This is a genomic window from Microbacterium sp. ET2 (assembly GCF_030347395.1).
Classification (GTDB): domain Bacteria; phylum Actinomycetota; class Actinomycetes; order Actinomycetales; family Microbacteriaceae; genus Microbacterium; species Microbacterium albipurpureum.
Genome location: NZ_CP128170.1, coordinates 2,223,771 through 2,241,804, shown reverse-complemented (window position 1 = coordinate 2,241,804; position 18,034 = coordinate 2,223,771). Strand labels below are relative to the sequence as shown.

At 70.3% G+C, this 18,034-nt stretch carries 15 protein-coding genes and 3 pseudogenes; 3 read left to right on the top strand and 15 right to left on the bottom strand.

Annotated features, from left to right (window positions below; genetic code table 11):
* The first annotated feature begins 3 nt into the window (after window positions 1-3).
* Window positions 4-789: an SDR family NAD(P)-dependent oxidoreductase gene (locus QSU92_RS10890; protein ID WP_289261712.1), complete on the top strand. Its 786-nt coding sequence runs from the start codon at window positions 4-6 to the stop codon at window positions 787-789.
* Here the strand turns inward: QSU92_RS10890 and QSU92_RS10885 are convergent.
* Window positions 783-2,306: a SulP family inorganic anion transporter gene (locus QSU92_RS10885; protein ID WP_289261710.1), complete on the bottom strand. Its 1,524-nt coding sequence runs from the start codon at window positions 2,304-2,306 to the stop codon at window positions 783-785. The two genes, QSU92_RS10890 and QSU92_RS10885, sit on opposite strands and share 7 nt — an antisense overlap.
* 84 nt (window positions 2,307-2,390) lie before the next feature.
* On the opposite strand from QSU92_RS10885, the gene QSU92_RS10880 reads away from it, so the two are divergent.
* On the top strand, window positions 2,391-2,783 hold the full coding sequence (locus QSU92_RS10880; RefSeq protein ID WP_289261708.1) for a MerR family transcriptional regulator: 393 nt from the start codon (window positions 2,391-2,393) through the stop codon (window positions 2,781-2,783).
* A gap of 12 nt (window positions 2,784-2,795) precedes the next feature.
* Window positions 2,796-3,927 (top strand): annotated as a pseudogene (locus QSU92_RS10875) (AAA family ATPase).
* Window positions 3,928-3,993: 66 nt separating this feature from the next.
* Here the strand turns inward: QSU92_RS10875 and QSU92_RS10870 are convergent.
* The 14 genes and pseudogenes from QSU92_RS10870 to QSU92_RS10810 all read right to left on the bottom strand — a co-directional run bounded on the left by QSU92_RS10870 (window position 3,994) and on the right by QSU92_RS10810 (window position 17,997).
* Entirely contained in the window at window positions 3,994-4,524 is a 531-nt protein-coding gene (locus QSU92_RS10870; protein ID WP_289261705.1) for a hypothetical protein, read from the bottom strand.
* Window positions 4,525-4,564: 40 nt separating this feature from the next.
* A complete protein-coding gene (locus tag QSU92_RS10865) occupies window positions 4,565-5,161 on the bottom strand; it encodes a hypothetical protein (protein WP_289261703.1) in 597 nt (198 codons plus the stop codon).
* A 105-nt stretch (window positions 5,162-5,266) separates the two neighbouring features.
* Window positions 5,267-6,478 (bottom strand): cysteine desulfurase-like protein, encoded by a 1,212-nt coding sequence (locus QSU92_RS10860; protein WP_289261700.1) that lies wholly within the window; start codon window positions 6,476-6,478, stop codon window positions 5,267-5,269.
* Between the two features lie 39 nt (window positions 6,479-6,517).
* Window positions 6,518-8,110: a GMC oxidoreductase gene (locus QSU92_RS10855; RefSeq protein WP_289261698.1), complete on the bottom strand. Its 1,593-nt coding sequence runs from the start codon at window positions 8,108-8,110 to the stop codon at window positions 6,518-6,520.
* 30 nt (window positions 8,111-8,140) lie between these two features.
* Window positions 8,141-9,637: an MDR family MFS transporter gene (locus QSU92_RS10850; RefSeq protein ID WP_289261696.1), complete on the bottom strand. Its 1,497-nt coding sequence runs from the start codon at window positions 9,635-9,637 to the stop codon at window positions 8,141-8,143.
* Between the two features lie 129 nt (window positions 9,638-9,766).
* A pseudogene (locus QSU92_RS10845) lies at window positions 9,767-10,751 on the bottom strand (fumarylacetoacetate hydrolase family protein).
* On the bottom strand, window positions 10,748-11,767 hold the full coding sequence (locus tag QSU92_RS10840; protein ID WP_289261694.1) for an amidohydrolase family protein: 1,020 nt from the start codon (window positions 11,765-11,767) through the stop codon (window positions 10,748-10,750). Before QSU92_RS10840 ends, QSU92_RS10845 begins: the two are co-directional and overlap by 4 nt.
* A complete protein-coding gene (locus QSU92_RS10835; protein WP_289261692.1) occupies window positions 11,764-12,930 on the bottom strand; it encodes an FAD-dependent monooxygenase in 1,167 nt (388 codons plus the stop codon). Before QSU92_RS10835 ends, QSU92_RS10840 begins: the two co-directional genes overlap by 4 nt.
* Before the next feature lie 36 nt (window positions 12,931-12,966).
* Window positions 12,967-13,984, bottom strand: a pseudogene (locus tag QSU92_RS10830) (cyclase family protein).
* Window positions 13,981-14,427: a fumarylacetoacetate hydrolase family protein gene (locus tag QSU92_RS17520; protein ID WP_333783424.1), complete on the bottom strand. Its 447-nt coding sequence runs from the start codon at window positions 14,425-14,427 to the stop codon at window positions 13,981-13,983. Before QSU92_RS17520 ends, QSU92_RS10830 begins: the two are co-directional and overlap by 4 nt.
* A gap of 20 nt (window positions 14,428-14,447) precedes the next feature.
* Window positions 14,448-14,948 carry a hypothetical protein gene (locus tag QSU92_RS17515; protein WP_333783423.1) on the bottom strand — a complete coding sequence of 167 codons (501 nt, stop codon included), beginning with the start codon at window positions 14,946-14,948 and terminating at the stop codon, window positions 14,448-14,450.
* 72 nt (window positions 14,949-15,020) lie between these two features.
* The gene (locus QSU92_RS10820; RefSeq protein WP_289261690.1) at window positions 15,021-16,031 is read right to left on the bottom strand and encodes a VOC family protein; all 1,011 of its coding nucleotides are present in this window, start codon (window positions 16,029-16,031) and stop codon (window positions 15,021-15,023) included.
* Between the two features lie 116 nt (window positions 16,032-16,147).
* Window positions 16,148-16,969 (bottom strand): hypothetical protein, encoded by an 822-nt coding sequence (locus tag QSU92_RS10815; RefSeq protein ID WP_289261688.1) that lies wholly within the window; start codon window positions 16,967-16,969, stop codon window positions 16,148-16,150.
* Complete coding sequence (locus QSU92_RS10810; RefSeq protein ID WP_289261686.1) at window positions 16,966-17,997, bottom strand: Gfo/Idh/MocA family protein; 1,032 nt, start codon at window positions 17,995-17,997, stop codon at window positions 16,966-16,968. The genes QSU92_RS10815 and QSU92_RS10810 overlap by 4 nt, the downstream gene beginning before the upstream one ends.
* Window positions 17,998-18,034: the final 37 nt, after the last annotated feature.

Here is an 18,034-nt window from a genome sequence, read left to right as displayed (position 1 = left end):
CGGATGACGCCGAGCGGGCGTCATCCGGGACTCGCCGACCGCGTGGTGGTCGTGACGGGCGCAGCCGGAGGACAGGGGGCCGCCGAAGCGCTCCTCCTGGCGGAGGCGGGGGCGCGGGTGATCGCGACCGATCTCAGCGACACCGCTCCCGCCCTCGAGGGGTCGGGGGTGACCTACCGTCGACTGGACGTCGCCGACGAGGGCGCGTGGGGTGCGCTCGCGGCCGAGCTCGCCGACGGCCCACCTGTGCGGGGGCTCGTCAACAACGCCGGAATCACTCACCGCGCGCGGCTCGGCGAGGTCGCCCTTGCCGACTGGAACCGGGTGCTCGCGGTGAACGTGACCGGGGCGATGCTCGGCATCCAGGCCCTCGCGACACTCATGGACCAGGGGTCGTCGATCGTGAACGTCGGCTCGATCGCAGCGGTGAGCGGGCACTACCCCGTCGCCTACACGACCTCGAAGTGGGCCCTGCGGGGCCTCACCCATGCCGCGGCGACCGAGCTCGGGCCGCGCGGGGTGCGGGTCAACATCGTGCATCCCGGGTTCGTCGAGACGCCGATGACGGCGAACGCGCCGGCCGCGATGCGCGCCGCGCAGCTCGACCTCACACCGCTCGAGCGCACCGGTGAGGCCGAGGAGGTCGCCGAGATGGTGGCGTTCCTGCTGTCCGATGCCGCGACCTACGTCACGGGTGCCGAGATCCCGGTCGACGGCGGGTTCGCGTCATCCGCAGGGGCGAAGGTGCTCTCCGACCGGCTGAGGCAGTCGCGAGCTCCCGGTCAGTGACCGGCGCCGAGGCCGCCGCTCAGGCGCCCGTGGAACTGCGTGGTGGCGTCGTTCATGCCCTCGAAGGTCACGGATTTCCCGAGGTGCGTGTACTTGGTCTGGATGGCGTCGAGCGCTGCGACGGTCGAGGCATCCCACACGTGCGAACGCGACATGTCGATCGTCACGGTGTCGGGATCGCGGGAGTACTCGAACTGCGTCGTGAGGTCGTTGCTCGAGGCGAAGAAGAGCTCGCCGTCGACGGTGTACCGCGCCGTCCCCGCCGCGTCGTCGACCTGACGGGTCACCGTCACGAAGTGTGCGACGCGCCGGGCGAAGAGAACCATCGCCGCGATGACTCCCGCACCCACGCCGATGGCGAGGTTGTGAGTCCACACGGTGATGGCGACCGTCACGACCATCACGAGCGTCTCGCTCTTGGGCATGCGCTTCAGAGTCGACAGGCGCACACTGTGCCAGTCGAAAGTGGCCACCGAGACGACGATCATCACCGCCACGAGGGCGGCCATGGGGATGACGGCGACCACGTCGCCGAGGACCAGGACCAGCACCAGGAGGAAGACCCCCGCGAGGAAGGTGGAGATGCGCGTGCGGGCGCCCGAGGCCTTGACGTTGATCATCGTCTGCCCGATCATCGCGCAGCCGCCCATCCCGCCGAAGATGCCGGAGAGGATGTTCGCGCCGCCCTGACCGAAGGCCTCGCGGGTCTTGCGGGAGTGGGTGTCGGTGATGTCGTCGACGAGCTTGGCCGTCATCAGCGACTCGAGAAGGCCCACGACCGCCACCGCCACCGCGTAGGGCGCGATGATCGAGAGCGTCTCGAGGGTGAACGGAACGTTCGGGATGAGCAGTTGAGGCAGCGACTCCGGAAGGTCACCCTGGTCACCCACCGTCGGCACGGCGACGCCGAAGCTGACAACGACCGCGGTCAGCACCACGATCGCGACCAGCGGCGAGGGCACGACCTTGGTCAAGCGCGGCAGCAGATACATGATGACGAGCCCCGCGGCGACCAGCGGCCAGACGAGCCAGGGGATGTCGACGCCGAACAGCTGGGGGAACTGGGCGGTGAAGATGAGGATGGCGAGGGCGTTGACGAACCCGACCATGACGCTGCGCGGGATGAAGCGCATCAGCTTCGCCACCCCCAGCGCGGCGAAGACGATCTGGATCAGTCCGCCCAGGATGACGGTCGCGATGAGATAGTCGACGCCGTACTCCCGCGCGACCGGAGCGATGACGAGGGCGATCGCGCCGGTGGCCGCGGTGATCATCGCCGGGCGGCCGCCGAGGAACGCGATCGCCACCGCCATCACGAACGACGAGAACAGCCCGAGTCGGGGATCCACGCCGGCGATGATGGAGAAGGCGATCGCCTCGGGAATCAGCGCGATCGCCACGACGAGCCCCGCCAGCACCTCACGGGTGAGGATGCGGGGGCTGCGCAGCGCTTGGCCTACGGTGGGTTCGATCCGATACCGAGCTCGGGGGTCGTCACGGGGCACGACAGCGGTCACGGAGCTCCTTCGGGGACGGCGGGGTCAGACGACCTGGACCGGGCAACACTAACGTAACGTGAGGTTTGAGAGGAAATCGGAGCGATGGCGGACGAGGGGACGATGCACATCGGCGAGCTGGCCGAGCGGACCGGACTTTCGCTGCGCACCTTGCGCCACTACGACGACATCGGATTGCTCACGCCCTCGGGTCGGAGCGAGGGCGGATTCCGTCTCTACACTCCCGACGACGAATCCCGACTGCTGCTGATCCGTCGCATGAAGCCGCTGGGTTACAGCCTGGAGCAGATGGGTGAGCTCCTGACGGTCATCGATGGTCTCGAAAGGGATGCGACGGATGCCGACCTGCACGGCAGGCTCGCCGAGATGACCGGCGAGGCGGTGGAGCGCCGTGACCGCCTCGCCCAGCAGCTCGCGGCAGCCGAGGAGTTCGTCGCCCAGCTGCAGGCGCGCCACGGCGACGTCGTCCACCCCTGACAGGATGGCGGGGTGCTCACCACCCTCGCCGTCGCCGGCTACCGGTCGCTTCGCGACCTGGTGCTCCCGCTCGACGCGCTGACGGTCATCACCGGCCCGAACGGGTCGGGCAAGTCCAACCTGTACCGGGCGATGCGCCTTCTCGCGCAGTCCGCCACGGGGTCGCTCATCGCGGCGGTCGCCCGCGAAGGCGGACTTCCCTCTCTGCTGTGGGCAGGCCCCGAGTCGGGCGGCACCCAGGGCACCGTCCGGCGCGAACCGATCGCGGTGAAGCTCGGGTACGCCTCGGACGAACTCGGCTTCCTCGTCGACCTCGGCATCCCGCAGGCCGACCCGCAGAACCTCTTCAGCCGCGACCCCGAGATCAAGCGCGAGCAGGTGTTCGCGGGGCCGGTCGCGAAGCCGGCTGCGCTGCTCATCGACCGCACAGGCTCGGCGACGCGCGTCCGCGAGGATTCCTGGACGACCCTCGCCCAGCCGCTCGCGCCGTGGGAGAGCATCGTCACCGACCTCGCCGACGGCGACACCGGTCCCGAGCTCCTGACGCTCCGACGCACCCTCGCGGGCTGGCGCTTCTACGACCACTTCCGGGTCGACGCCGATGCCCCCGCCCGAACGCCGCAGATCGGTACCCGCTCGCACACCCTGGCGCACGGCGGCGAGAACCTCGCGGCAGTCTGGGCGAGCATCCGCGATGCCGGCTTCGGCGCGGATCTCGACGGTGCCGTCGCCCGCGCCTTCCCGGGCACCCGGGTGCAGATCGACGCGGCGGACGGTCGATTCACCCTGGCGGTGCGGCAGCCGGGACTGCTTCGTCCGCTCGCCGCCGGTGAGGCTCTCCGACGGCACGCTGCGATATCTGCTGCTGTGCGCGGCACTCCTCCCCGCCCGCCCGGCCCCCCTCCTCGTCTTGAACGAGCCGGAGGCGAGCCTGCACCCCGACCTGCTCGACCCCCTCGCCGAACTCATCGCCGCGGCATCCGCTCGATCCCAGGTCGTCGTCGTCACGCACGCCGAACGTCTGGCCGCAGAGCTCGAGCGATCGGGCGCGCTCACCCATCGGCTGGAGGGCGCGACCGACGGCACGCAGGTCGCGGGGCAGGGCATGCTCGACCGGCCGGCGTGGAACTGGGGGTCGCGGTAGCGCGCGTTCATCACGATCCCGAGCGCGACCCAGCCGACGCGAGCGGGGCACGCGTCTGCACCGCGGTCAGTGCACGACGACGACCTTCAGCAGCGCCATGATGGCGCCGAAGGCGGCTGTCATGGCCGAACCGGCGAGACTGCGCGGCACCGACGCGCCGCGTCGGCGGAATGCGATCCACCCGAGCGCCGCCAGCAGCACGGTTCCCGACAGAAGAGCCGCCCAGATCGCGAGTTGGTCGTCCACCAGGCGCGCCGTGCCGAGCAGGAGGATGGCGCAGGGGATCAGGGCGGAGATCAGCAAGCCGTTCGACTGCCGCACCGCTCGACGGAACGCGACCGACAGCGGGCGCGCATCCCGCCCCAAGCCGTGCCCGGCGACCGTGCCGGCGTAGACGTGAGCGCCCCAGAAGACGACGACGGTGCTGACGACGACGACGAAGACGCTGAGACTGGTGGGATCCCCGGCGCCGCTCATCACGATCATCCCCGACACCAGGATCACCCCGTACACGGATTGCTCCGTCACGAAGCTCGAGGTCAGGGCGGCCAGGGGGGTGAGCGCCGACCGGTCGGGATCCTCGGGAGTGGATGTCATCGCCTGCCTCCTCAGCTCACGCCGGTCAGAACCCATCCGATCAGAACCAGGCGAACGGCACCAGAGCCGTCAACACCGCGGCGACGGTGAAGATCGACATGCCGAATCCGATGAGCATCCATTGGATGCGGCGGCGCTTGACGACCGCGGCGACACCGAGGAGGAACAGGGTGATCGCCATCAGCACGGTGTTCAGCTGCAGCCGATCGCCGAGGGTGTTGAACTCCTCGGCGGTCTCGAAGAGCGCGATGCTGCGGTCATCCTCTTCGGCCCAGGCACCGAAGCGGGCGGCGAAGTACTCCTCCGACTCGAACGGGCCGACGTAGTCGCCGGTGGCCGTGGTCTGCTCGTCGGACCAGGTGATGGCCGCGTCGAAAGCCTCGTCGACGAGGACGAACTGCAGGGTGTCGAACTTCGCACTCGCGGCGTCGGCGATCACGGGATTAGGGTTCTCCATGTCGACGGAGAGCTCGGTGAGCCGGCCCCAGGCCTGGATATCCTGCACATACGTCTGGTTGGCCTCGAGGTACAGCGACTCGGCCTCGGTCTGGCTGTTCTGCGCCTGCGAGTATGACGACGCGGTGAGCCCGTCGTACAGCGTCGACTGGAACGAGGTGTAGGCGGTGGCGACCGACACGATGCCGAGGAGGATGACGACGAGCAGGCTCCATGTCGCCGAAGAGGCCGGACAGGCGCGCCGGCGGGGCAGCCGCGGGCGCTTCCGATGCGGAGGGTTCTGCGGTCATCGCGACAGGAACTCCGAGAGTCCCTCGAGAAGGCGATCGACGTCGTCGTCGCTCGTGTATGCGGCGACCCCGATCCGCATACCGGCCTCGACCGGGAGGCGGATCGCCCGGAAGGTCTCCCAGGCGTAGAAGCTCCCCGACGGCGCGAGGACATCGCGCTCGGCGAGGAAGCTCGACGCTGCCGCAGCGACGCGGTCGCCGAGGGTGATGTAGAGCGTCGGCGTGCGTCGCGCGGCACGCGAGTGCACCTCGAGGCCGAGCTGGGTGACGCGAGTCTCGATGCGTTCGCGAAGCGCCCTCTCGCGCTCCTCGATCAGCTCGTGCGCGGCGACGAGGCGTTCGCGGCGGGTGGCACCCGGTTCGCCGGTCGTGGGGGCGAGGCCGGCGATCACCTCGATCGCGGCGGTGACGCCGGCGAGGGTCTCGTAGGGCAGGGTGCCGAGCTCGAACCGCTCGGGCACCTGGTCGCTCGAGGGCACGAGCTTGTCGGGGCGCAGGGTATCCAGAAGCGCCGGGTCGGCGACGAGCACCGCGCAGTGCGGGCCGAAGAACTTGTACGGCGAGCACACGAAGAAGTCGGCTCCGAGGGCGGTGACATCCACCGACGCGTGGGCGGTGTAGTGCACCCCGGCGACGTGGACGAGGGCACCGACGGCGTGGGCGCGGGCCGCGATGCGAGCGACGGGCGGGATGGTGCCGAGGAGATTGGATGCCGCGGTGACCGCGACCAGCCGGGTGCGGTCGTTGACGATCTCGTCCAGACCCGACAGGTCGAGATCGGCGGTGGCGGGATCCAGCGGCAGCCACCGCACGATGGCCCCGCGCGCCTCGGCTGCCTGCACCCAGGGACGGACGTTGGCGTCGTGATCGAGCTCGGAGACGACGATCTCGTCGCCCTCCGCCCACGACCGTGCGAGCGTGCGGGAGAGGTCGTACGTGAGCTGGGTGGCGCTTCGGCCGTAGACCACGCCCCGAGGGTCTGCGGCCAGCAGATCGGCCACCGCCTCGCGGAACCCCGCGACCGCGTCATCCGCGTTCCGTTCGCTCCGCACCGACGAGCCGCGGTTGGACAGCGGCCCGGTCAGCGTGCGTGCGATCGCCTCGGCCACCGCGAGCGGCGTCTGGGTGCCGCCGGGGCCGTCGAAGTGCACGATGCCGGAGGCGAGAGAGGGGAACTGCGCGCGCAGCGCATCGACATCGAGACTCATGAACCCCGCTCATTTCCAGGCACGGAGCGAGGCTATCGCTCAGCGTGAGGAAACCGCCTCCGCGCCGCGCAGCTGCTCGAGCGCCTTGCGGGCACCGCGCACGGCGATCGCGGTGCTCATCAGAGTCGGGTTGACGGTGTTCGCCGTCGGGATCACCCCGTTGCCGCCCACGACGAGATTGTCGAATCCCCAGACACGCGACCACGGGTCGCTCACCGACGTGCCGTCGTCGGCCTCCCCCATCCGCATCGTGCCCATGTAGTGCAGGCTCGACCCGGCGGGAAGCAGTCGCGGCTCGGCGACGAAGTGACCGAGGGCGTTTCCGGCGCGGCGGAGGCGTTCGGTCGCCGCGGCGATCTCGCGCTCCTCGTCATCGGTGAGGGCGTAGTCGATCGTCATGTTCGGGAACCCGCGCCAGTCGAGCTCTTCGTCGTCGAAGCTCACCCCGTCGTCGACACGCGGGCGCTTGCGCAGTCCGTAGCCCATGTTCACGTATCCCCACTCGTTCTCGGCGTACGGGGTGCCCGGCTCCATGAGGAAGGGAGTGGTCTCGGAGTACATCACCTGCAGCGAGTACGGGTGATCGGGCTCGGAGAACGGGATGCGGTTGACCGCCGCGACCGGGTCGACGGGGTTCACCGCGCGACGGGCCTTCTCGTCGGCGAGGTCGGACTCGTCGGCGAAGCGCCGCATCTTCTCGGCGTCGAGGGCGACCGTCGAGATCACGACGGGGTGCTCGGTGAGGTAGCGCCCGAGTGCCTGCGGGCGGACGCCCGACGCCCACAGCAGCTGCGGCGAGCGGAACGCGTCGGCGGCGACGACGACGAGGTCGGCATCGACCGTGGAGTGCTCCCCGGTGCGGAGATCCTCGACGGTCACACCGGTGGCGCGCGTGCCGTCGTGCTCGATCCGGCGGACGAGGGTGAGGTCGCGCAGCTCGAAGCGCCCGGCGAGAGGATGACCCGGTTCGACCAGCGGGCCGAGGACGACGTCGGCTCCCGCCCACCGCATCGTGCCGTCGGGCTGCGGGTCGCCGGCGACCGGGAGGGTGCTCGGGCCGAAACCGGGGGGCAGCTCGGCGCCGAATTCCTCATCGAGGAGCGAGCGGATCGCCTCGCCCACCCGTGAGTCGGCGAATGCGGCGCTCTGCACGTGCAGCAGGCGTCCGGCTTCGGCGATCAGCTCCTCCCACTCGGCGTCGTCGATGAACGGGACGCGCTCGCTGAACTGCGGCGCGGGCGTCGCGCAGGTCCAGTGCGCCCCTTGGCCGCCGACGTTCGTCGAGGCCGCCACGGCGCCGAAGCTCGGCGCGTGCGCGGAGCCCGGGCCCCCGAAGTCCAGCAGGTGCGTGCCCTGACGGGCGGTGAACATCCCCTCCACGACGACCGACTCGGGAATCCCGAGCTCCGAGCGGTAGTCGCCGGCCTGCGGGCCCTGCGACATCTCGCGTGCGCGGGCCTTGGCGTCGGGATCGGCGATGTTGCGGACGCTCTGACCCGGGGGGTCGGTGAGCGTCGGTCCCGCCTCGAACATGATGACGCGGGTGTCGGGCGAGCCTTCGAGGATGGTGCGCGCATAGGCGCTGCCGATCGGGCCGCTGCCCACGATGGCGACGGTGCGGGTGTCGGACATGGTGACTCCTGGTGGTGCGGGTGAGGGGGTTCAGGGCGTGGTGACGCGGTCGGCGTCGACGGGGGTGTCGGCCGGCGCCTCGTCGGAGAGCCGGCCGCCGGGAAGGAGCAGCGCGGCGATGATGCCGAGGGCGTAGACCACGGCGAGGGCGAGGAAGACCGGGGCCAGCACGTCGCGGTAGATCGCGGCGACCTCGGTCTGGACGGCGAGGGAGGATTCGCGCACGACCTGCGGCGTGAGCCCGTTCGGATCAATCATCGACGGCAGGCGCGCCGCGACGCCGAAACCGACCACTCCCCCGATGACGGCGGTCGCGACCGTCGAGCCCACCTGGCGGACGAGGTTGATCGTCGCGGTGATGCTGCCGGTCTCGCTGCGCGGCGTGGCCGACTGCACGACGGCGATCACGAGGCTCATGAAGCTCCCGGTGCCGAGCCCGACCACGGCCATGACCACCATCGGCACCCAGAGGGGGAGCCCGACCGGAAGGAGCGACATGGTGAAGAGTCCGATGGCACCGAGGGTCGTGCCGATGATCGGATAGGGCCGGTAGCGCCCCGTGCGGCTGGCGAGCCATCCGGTGCCGAGGTTGGCCACCAGCATCCCGAACACCGTGGCGATGGGGACGAGCCCCGACACGGTCGCGGTGGTGCCGTAGGCCATCTGGAAGTACGTCGGAAGGTACGCGGTGACCGAGAACAGGCCGATGCCGATGATCCCCGACAGGGCGATGCCGGCAGCGACCGTGCGGCTGCGGAAGGCGCGCAGCGGCACGAAGGGCTCGGCCACCCGCGCCTCCACCACGAAGAACGCCGTGAAGGTCACGCCGGCGACCGCGAAGGCGATGAGCACCGGGACGGATGCCGCGGGGTCGCCGACCCAGCTGACGGCGAGCACGAGGGCGACCATCGCCACGGTGAACAGGACCGCGCCCGGGACGTCGAAGCTGCGCCTCCCCGACGGCTCGACGTGCGGCACCGCGACGACGGCCAGCACGAGGGCGACCAGGCCCACGGGCACGTTGACCCAGAACACCCACGGCCAGCCCCAGAAGTCGGTGATGAGACCGCCGAAGAGGGGGCCGAGCACGATGGCGACCGGGAACGCGGCTCCGATGATGGCGAGGTACCGCGGCCGCTCGCGCGGAGTGGTGACATACGCGACGATCGTCTGCGACATCAGCTGAAGCCCCGCCGAGCTGGCCCCCTGCAGCACACGCGCGATGACGAGCTGGGTCATGTCCTGGGAGAAGCCGCACGCGAGCGAGGCGACGATGAAGACGACGAGGGAGGTCAGGAACACCGCCCGCGGGCCCAGGATGTCGCCGAGCTTGCCGAGGACGGGGAGCAGCACCGTCGCGGCGAGGGTGTAGCCGACGACCACCCAGCTCATGTGTTCGAGGGCACCGAGGTCACCGGCCACGGTGGCCAGTGAGGTCGCGACGACCGTGTGGTCGAGGGCGCCGAGGAAGGCGGCGGTCAGAAGGGAGAAGACGAGCAGGCGGAGCCTGGCGCGGGAGAGCGGCATATTCGATGTGCCCGATCGATCGGGCCGTCGACGCGACTCGGTGTGCCCCATCCGATCCATCACGGCGGGAACGGGCCCGGAGGACCCCGACGTCATGTCCATCTTAGGCCTGCTTCAGTCGAAAAGCAACTAAAGTGGTCGCCGCCGCAGCCGTGGGCGGGGACGAGCGACGGGCAGCTCGGGGGCCCGGACGTACTCCCCCACCCGACCGCTCAACTCACCCAGGCCCTCGACCGACATCGTCACGACATCGCCGGGCTTCAGGGGCGGCGGTGTCAGGTCGCCGTTGCGGCCCCACAGCTCGCCGAGGCATCCGCCGTTGCCGACCGTCCCCGAACCGAGCACGTCCCCCGACGCGACGCGCGAGTTGCGCGAGGCGTAGGCGACGAGCCTCGGGGAAGGGCCAGCCCATGTTCGACACGAGATCTTCGCCGATGAGCTCGCCGTTGACCCGCACCTCGGCGCGGATCGCGAGGAAGCCGTCGTCGTCGAGATGGTGCGCGAGTTCGTCGGCGGTGACGATCCAGGGACCGAGGCTCGTGCCGAAGTCCTTGCCCTTCGCGGGTCCGAGGCGCACCTTCATCTCACGCGCCTGAAGGTCGCGGGCCGACCAGTCGTTCATGATCGTGTAGCCGAAGATGTGCGCCGCCGCCTGCTCGGCGTCGAGGTTCGAGCCTGTCGATCCGGCGACGTCGCCGATGACGACGGCGACTTCGAGCTCGAAGTCGAGGCGCTCGGTGACGGGTGGATCCACCGTCTCGTCAGGGCCGAGGATGGTGTGCGGATTGGTGAAGTAGAACGTCGGCGCCTGGTACCACTCATCGGCGACGTTGCTCTTGCCCTCGACGCCGGCGCTCACGCCTTCGACGTGCTCTTCGAAGGTCACGAAGTCGCGGACCGACGCCGGCTGCAGCGGCGCGAGCAGCGTGACATCCTCCAGCGGCCGGCCGTGATCGGCGATCGTGCGGCTGTCGCTGACGCGATGGTGCAGCGCCTGCGCGAGCGGCAGTCCGCCCGCGAGCACCCGCGCGACGGTCAGTCCGTCGGGGAACGGCACGACGCGATCGCCGATGATGAAGCCCTCGCCCCCACCCGTCCAACGTGCGATCTTCATACCTTCACCCGCGTCCGCAGGAGCTCGGCGGCGTTCTCCGACAGGATCCGCCGGGTGGTCTCCTCGGACAGGTCTGCGTCCTGCACGAAGGAGACCGGGTCTTCCAGTCCCATGTCGAAGGGGTAGTCGCTGCCGAGGACGACCTTGGTGCCGCCCGCGACGTCCACGAGGGCGCGGAGCGTCCGCGCGTCGTGCACCACGGTGTCGAACCACAGCTTCGACAGGTACGTCGACGGCAGGTGCGCACAGCGCCGCGCGTCGGGCCGCACCCGCCAGGCGTGATCGGAGCGCCCGATCACCGTGGGAAGATACCCGCCGCCGTGCGCGGCGACGATCTTCAGATCCGGATGCCGGTCGAGCACGCCCGAGAAGATGAGGTGCGACAGCGCCACGGCATTCTCCACCGGCTGTCCCACCGTGTTGGCGAGATAGAACCGGTCGAGCCGCTCGTCGAGGCTGCAGCCGAAGGGGTGCAGGAAGATCACGACGCCGAGTTCGGCCGCCCGTGCCCAGAACGGCTCGAGCCGCTCGTCCGAGAGCTCGACGTCGCCGGCGAAGGAGGAGATCTCCACCCCCGCGAGTCCGCGACCGAGGACGGCGTCGTCGAGGCACTCGACGATCCGTTCGGGGTGCTGGAGCGGGACGACGCCGAGACCGGTGAGACGGTCGGGGGCCTCGGCGATGTGTTCGGCGATGAGGCGGTTGGCCTCCATCGCGATCCACACCGACAGTCCTTCGTTCGCCCACGGGTAGAAGTGGTTCGGCGACGCGCTCACCCACTGGCGATCGACGCCCTGGGCATCCATATCGGCCAGCCGCACGGCGACGTCGGTGAGCTTCGGGATGCGCGAACCCACCATCGGGCCCGACACCGCCTGGCTCTCGGCGCCGTTTCGACGCAGGTCCAGCTCGGCGGCGGCGCGCACCTCGTCCGGCGCTCGTCGCTCGACCTCGGCGTGCAGCGCCGGCAGCAGCACGTGCGCGTGTACGTCGGTGATCGGGGCGACGGCGCTCATGCGGGCTGGGCCATCTGCTGGGCGATGCCGAAGATGAGGCCGCCGGCGTCGGCATCACGATTGCCGTCGATCTGCCACTGTCCGAGCTGGACGGATGCCTCGACCACCGCCTTCGCCCGCGGCAGGCGCCGCGCGTGGAAGGTGTCCCAGAGGTCCTGATCGACCGTGTCGCGGGTGGTGAGGAGCTCGGTCAGCACGAGGGCGTCCTCCAGACCCTGGGCCGCGCCCTGGGCGATCGTCGGAGGGCAGCTGTGCGCGGCGTCGCCGATGATGACGACGCGGCCGCGGTTCCACGGTCCGTCGACGAGGTGCTTGGTGAACCATGTGTAGTTGGCGTGCGCACCCTTCTCCAGGTCGGCGCGGATCGCGTTCCAGGGGCCGCCGTACGCGCGCGACTCCTCGATCATGATGCGGGTCGCCTCCTCATCGGACACGCCCTGACGGTCCTGCGCCTTCTCGACGAGGAAGGCGTACATCGAGTTCTCACCGGTGGGGGTGTACCCGGCGATGTAGACGGGCCCGCCGTAGTAGAGCTCGCTGCGCTCGACCTCGGCGGGGCGGGAGACGAAGGTGCGCCAGATGCCCATCCCGGTCGGCTCGGGCTTCTCGGTGATGCCGATCATCTCTCGGATCGCGGAGTTCAGCCCGTCGGCGCCGATCAGCAGGTCGTACTCGCCGGCCGACTCGCCGTCGACGAAGACCTCCACCGCGTCGTTCGCGCGGGCATCGATACCGGTGATCGAGCGACCGAAGTGCACCCGGGCACCCGCCTTCTCGGCGTGCTCGAGCAGGATTCGCGCGAGGTCAGGCCGCGGCATCCCCATCGCCGCCGGATAGTCCGGACCGCCGGTCTTGACGTCGGGGAGGTTCGCCACCACGGGGGCTTCGGGTCCGGGGGCGCGCAGCGTCAGGCCCTCGAACGCGAAACCGGCGGCACGGATGTCGTCCCACGCACCGAGGGCGTCGAAGACCCGGAGCGCATTCCCCTGCAGCGAGATCCCCGACCCCAGGGCCGTGAGCTCGGGCTTGGATTCGTACAGGTCGACGTCGACGCCGTTCGCCGCCAACCGGATCGCGGCGGCGAGTCCCGCGACGCCGGCACCGGCGATCGCGACCTTCTGCACGGCATTGTCCTGAACGGCATCGTCATGCTGCTCGGTCATTTCAGAACCTCCCTGTTCTGTGGGTGTGCGCGCCGTCTACAGGACGGCGACGGGATTGACGGGCGATCCGACCGCGCCGGTGATCGGCAGGGTCGGTGCGGCGAGGAAGAAGTCGAACCGGCCGAGACCGTGGCAGGTCTCGGCGAGCTCTTCCAGGTTCCACATCTCACCGATCGAGAGTCCCATGTTGGGGATCACGACCTGGTGGAGGGGTTGGAAGGAGGGTACGTCGAACTCGTTCGGCCGCACCTCGAAGCCCCACGTATCGGTGGCGATCCCGGCGATCTCGGTGCGGTGGAGCCACCCGGCGGTGGTGAGCGAGAGCCCCGCCGCCGAGCCTCCGGCGTAGCCGTTCCAGCCCTCGCGGCGCGTGCGCGCATAGCGCCCGGTGCGCACCACGACGATGTCCCCGCGACCCACCCGGCTCGACGGCCCCTGCGCGGCGATCGTGGCCTCGAGATCGGCGGCCGAGATGGCGTAGCCGTCCTCGAGGCTCGCCCGTGTCGGGGCGCAGGTGCGCGGCGACATCGAGCAGCACGCCGCGGGTGACGAACGAGGTGCGGGTGTGCTCGATGCCGGTGACGAGGTCGCCGTCGCTGGTGACGACGTCGCCCGCACGACGACCGTTCCACGCCATGCCGTGGTCGAAGATGTGCCCGAGACCGTCCCACTGCGTCGAGCACTGCAGCGGCATCGCGATCACGTCGTCAGCGCCGCCGATGCCGTGCGGGAAGCCCTGGTTGCCCCGCTCGGCGTCGGTGCCGGTGTCGGTCATCGTATGGACCGGGTTCGTGCGGCGCCGCCAGCCGGTCTGGGGCCCGTCGGTGTCGAAGGCCTGCGCGAGGGAGACCACGATCCCCTCACGGACGAGGGATGCCGCGGCGACGCGCGCCTCGGCATCGATGAAGTTGAGGGTCCCGAGCACGTCGTCCTCACCCCAGCGCCCCCAGTTGCGGTAGGCCGCGGCACGTGCCGCGATCTCGCCCTCGGGATCGGTGCGGTCGAGGTCGGCCGGGTTCTCGGACGGACGTGTCGTCTCGGTGTGCCCGCTCACGCGCCGACCTCCGCCACGCAGCGGAGGACCTGGGTTCCCAGGCCCTCGATCGTGCCGGTCATGACGTCGCCGTCGCGGAGGAACCGCTTCCAGTGCTGGCCGTTGCCGGCGGGGCTGCCCGTGAGGAGGAGGTCGCCCGGGAGAAGGGGGAGGGTCTGCGATGCGGCGGAGATGAGGGTCGGCACGTCGAAGACGAGCTCCGCCGTCGTCGCGTCCTGCATGACCTCGCCGTTCAGCTCGAGGCGCACGGACAGGTCGCTCGGGTCGACGAACGGAGCCGGCACGAGGTACGGGCCCGTCGGGAGGAATCCGGGCGCGTTCTTCGAGCGGAACCAGTCCGCGCCGATGTCTCCCACGTCGGGCGGGAACACGCGGTCGCGCGTGGTGATGTCGTTGACGATCGTGTAGCCGGCGACGTGGTCGAGCGCGCTCTCCGGGGTCACCCGGAACGCTTCCCGGCCGATCACCACGGCGAGCCCAGCTCCCAGTCGTGGGTGTCGCTGTAGGAGGGGAGCTCCAGTGGTGCGTCGTCACCGACGACGCACTGCGCGAGGCCGAGGAAGATGAAGGGCCGACCGCTCGCGGCCCGGGCGTCCATGATCTTCTCGGCCTTCGCGCGCACCTCGTCGGGGCTCAGTTCCGACTCGCCGCCCTTCGTCAGCCCCGCCATGATCAGCTGCACCACGTGGGTGCGGTAGTTCGCACCGGCTTGCAGCACCTGCCGGGGTTCCACCGGAGCAGTCAGGGTGACCTCGTCGAGCGGCCGCCACGCGGCATCCGTCTGCTCCGCCAGCTTCTGCAGCCGCGACCAGTCGGGTGCGGCGAGGAAACCGTTGACGCTCGCCGCGCCGAGCTCGGTCTCTCCGAGCGGTCGGATGCGGTCGCCGGCGACGAGGCCCAGACGCACGGAATCGCCCTCGCGGTAGCGGGCGAGAGCGAAGGGAGCGGGGGGTGGTGTCGTCATGAGTCCTCCTCGAATCCTGACGTGGTGCCTGGGGCGGCCGCCGAACGACCGCCCCAGGAGTGGAGCACGTGATCAGCCGGTCGTGGTGTACGGGTTGATGAGCGCGTCACGGATCTCGTCGGGCACGCCCTCCTCGGTCGCGCTCGGGCCGTCGGCGGACGGGAACGATTCCGTCATCGACATCGGCATGGCGCCGTTGCGGTACATGTTGCTCGATCCGAGCGAGGGCTTCCAGGTGTTGGGCGTCCAGTCCGGCACGTAGTTGCGGTAGCCGCCGGTGTTCAGCTCGATGCGCATCGAGGACGGCTCGCGGTAATACAGGAACGTCTGCTCGCCGATGCCGTGGATGGATGGGCCGTACTCGATCGGGATGTCGCGCTCCATGAGCGTGTCGGCGGCGATGAGGAGCTCTTCGTAGGTGTCGACCCAGAACGCGTAGTGATTGATGCGGCCGGGCCGGGTCGAACCGTCCAGGACGACGCCGAGGTCATGCGACTTCTCGTTGGTGGTCAGCACGCTGAACACCGAGATCGGGGCCTGGTCGAGGACGGTGCGGGCCATGATGCGGAAGCCCAGCACCTCGTTGTACCACTTCGCGAACTCGTCGACGTCGCGCGCAGCGATCGTGACGTGGTCGAGCTGGCGGGGTGCACCGGCGATCTTGCTGCGCTTCTCGGGGCGGTCGGGGTAGATCGACGCGGTGTGTCCCGGCGCCTGGTGGCGCGTGACGTTCCAGTGGAGGGTCATGGGGTGACCCTGCGGACCGACGAAGCGGTATGCGCGCCCGATCTTGTGCGCCTCGAACCACTCGCCCTGAACGCCCGCCGCCTCGATGCGCTTGACGGCCTCGTCGAGGGCCTCCTCGCTCGAGGTGCGCCACGCCATCGTCTCCAGCGTCGGCTCGTCGCCGGGAACCACGACCACCGAGTAGGCGTAGTAGTCACCCCAGCAGCGGAGGTACACGCGTCCGTCGACGCGGTCGACGACGGTGAGTCCGACCTCCTCCTCGTAGAACTTCACCGACGCCTCGACGTCGGGCGTCGTGATGGAGATATAGGACAGGTGAGAGAGAAGCTTGATCATCTTCGACCCTTTCGAAAAAGCTCTGGGGGGCGTGTCACTTCGGCGCCCAGATCCACTATCGGTCGATTAAAGACATAAGGGAATCCGAATATGCGGATGCCAGATATCAGCCTGTTTTATGCATAGTCGGTCGGCCGGAAGATGCCCGTTGCGGCTGCGCGATCGTCGACAAGAGCGTCGAGATCATGGGTGGGCTCGGCGCTGTCGAGGCGCTCGATCGCCCGTCGGAGGGCGTGACGCAGGGGATCGTCGAACGAGGGAGCGAGGGTCATCGCACCCTGCTCATCGGTGACGGTGACCGCCTGCGTTCGGGCATCGAGGTCGATCTCCACCTCCACGCGCGCAGGAGCGAGGAGGGTCGCGCGAAGTACGCCGGCGCCCGCTCGAACGGCAGTCGCGGTCACGACGACGGTCGTCGACGCCGCAGCGTCGCCGACCCCGGTGAGCGCCGTCAGCCGCGCGATCGCCCCGTAGCGCGTCGCCGCGCTGCCCTCGAGGCGCACGACGGGATCGTGGACGACGACGCCGACCCACGAGATCGCGTCGGCGAGCGCATCGGCCAGATCCGCTCCCGCGGCCGCGACGTCGATCTCGATGAGCGAGGGGGGCAAGAGGGCCGATCGCGGCGCAGCGAGAAGCTCACGCACCTGCGCGGCGAGTCGGGCGGGTCGGAGTCGCCGCTCGACCCACACCCGGCGGCCATCGGCGACCGCGCGGACCGCGTGGAGGTCGGCGGCGGTGCCGCCCTCGGGGTGCACGGCCAGCACTGCCCGGGCTCCGGCCTGGAGGGCGGCCGTCGCATCGGAGCACCAGGCCGCTCCCCCGACGACGGCGAGCGCGTCGGCGGCCTTCGTCGTCGTGACGGCGTGGGCCGTGAGTGAGCCCACCGCGACGGCGGCCTGGCGGGCGATGCCCGGGGAGGCCCACACCGCGATCACGAGTCCGATCCGATCGCCGCAGCCGCGGCATCCGCCAGGTCGATCGCGAAGCGCGCATCGGCGAGGATCTCGTCGTATTCGACCACGTCCTCGCCTCGCGCGAGCGCGGCGAGGTTCCGCCACTCGGCGACGTACCCGTCGTCGGCGTCGGCGGGGTGGATCGTCCGGGTGCCGTCGGCGCTTCGCACCGTGACCGTCGCACTCCCGGCGTGCACGAAGGCGGGTGGGAACGCGATGTCGAGGCGGTCACGGTCGGTCTGCACGGTCAGCCGCCAGAGCGCATCCGCGCCGCCCTGCACCATGACCGCGGAGGAACGCACCGCCACCTCGCCGGCTGTCCACCCGAGCGCCACGCCGATCGGCGGGAGGAGCGTCGCATAGGTCAGCTGCGGGACGCCACGGGCGAGATCCCGCACGAGCGGAAGGTCGTGGATCACAAGCCCGGAGACGAGGGCTCGGGCGACCTGTGCGGCGACGGCGGCGTTCGAGAGATCCGGCCGCGGGCGCGGCGGCGAAGGAGGGAGGGCGGCGTCGCTCACCACGCGGTGGTATCGGTCGTTCGGCGGCAGCGCGAGCGTGACCGTCACGCTCCGCACCTGGCCGGACAGGGCGGTGAGGTGGTGGGTGGCCCGGCCCCAGGCCGGATCGAAGAGGTGGTGCGTGCCGACGACCAACGCGACGCGGGCCTCGCGGCAGCGTTCGATCACCCGCTCGGCGTCGGCGATGGAGGTGGCCAGCGGCTTCTCGCAGAGGATGACGCGGACGCCGGCGTCCACGGCGGCGAGGATCTGGGCCGCATGCGCGTCGGGTGGGGAGCAGATCGCCACGACCTCCACGGCGGGATCCGCGAGGAGCCCGTCGATCCCGGCCGAGCTCCGCGCGCCCCACGCGGCGGCGATCTCGGCGGCACGACCACTGCCGCCGTCGGCGACGTGGACGAGGCGGAAAACGCCCCCCAGACGCGCGAGCGTCGGCGCATGCAGCGCCCACCCGCCCGGCCCGGCACCGACCAGCCCGACTCCTCGCATGGCGGCCCCCTCGTCGACGCGCACCCCGTGATACCCA

Coding starts and splice junctions, on each gene's coding strand:
- QSU92_RS10860 (WP_289261700.1), bottom strand. CDS start 6,478: ATGAGTCTCGATGTCGATGCGCTGCGCGCGCAGTTCCCCTCTCTCGCC.
- QSU92_RS17515 (WP_333783423.1), bottom strand. CDS start 14,948: ATGACGACACCACCCCCCGCTCCCTTCGCTCTCGCCCGCTACCGCGAG.
- QSU92_RS10870 (WP_289261705.1), bottom strand. CDS start 4,524: ATGACATCCACTCCCGAGGATCCCGACCGGTCGGCGCTCACCCCCCTG.
- QSU92_RS10820 (WP_289261690.1), bottom strand. CDS start 16,031: ATGATCAAGCTTCTCTCTCACCTGTCCTATATCTCCATCACGACGCCC.
- QSU92_RS10855 (WP_289261698.1), bottom strand. CDS start 8,110: ATGTCCGACACCCGCACCGTCGCCATCGTGGGCAGCGGCCCGATCGGC.
- QSU92_RS10835 (WP_289261692.1), bottom strand. CDS start 12,930: ATGACCGAGCAGCATGACGATGCCGTTCAGGACAATGCCGTGCAGAAG.
- QSU92_RS10850 (WP_289261696.1), bottom strand. CDS start 9,637: ATGCCGCTCTCCCGCGCCAGGCTCCGCCTGCTCGTCTTCTCCCTTCTG.
- QSU92_RS10810 (WP_289261686.1), bottom strand. CDS start 17,997: ATGCGAGGAGTCGGGCTGGTCGGTGCCGGGCCGGGCGGGTGGGCGCTG.
- QSU92_RS10890 (WP_289261712.1), top strand. CDS start 4: ATGACGCCGAGCGGGCGTCATCCGGGACTCGCCGACCGCGTGGTGGTC.
- QSU92_RS10880 (WP_289261708.1), top strand. CDS start 2,391: ATGGCGGACGAGGGGACGATGCACATCGGCGAGCTGGCCGAGCGGACC.
- QSU92_RS10840 (WP_289261694.1), bottom strand. CDS start 11,767: ATGAGCGCCGTCGCCCCGATCACCGACGTACACGCGCACGTGCTGCTG.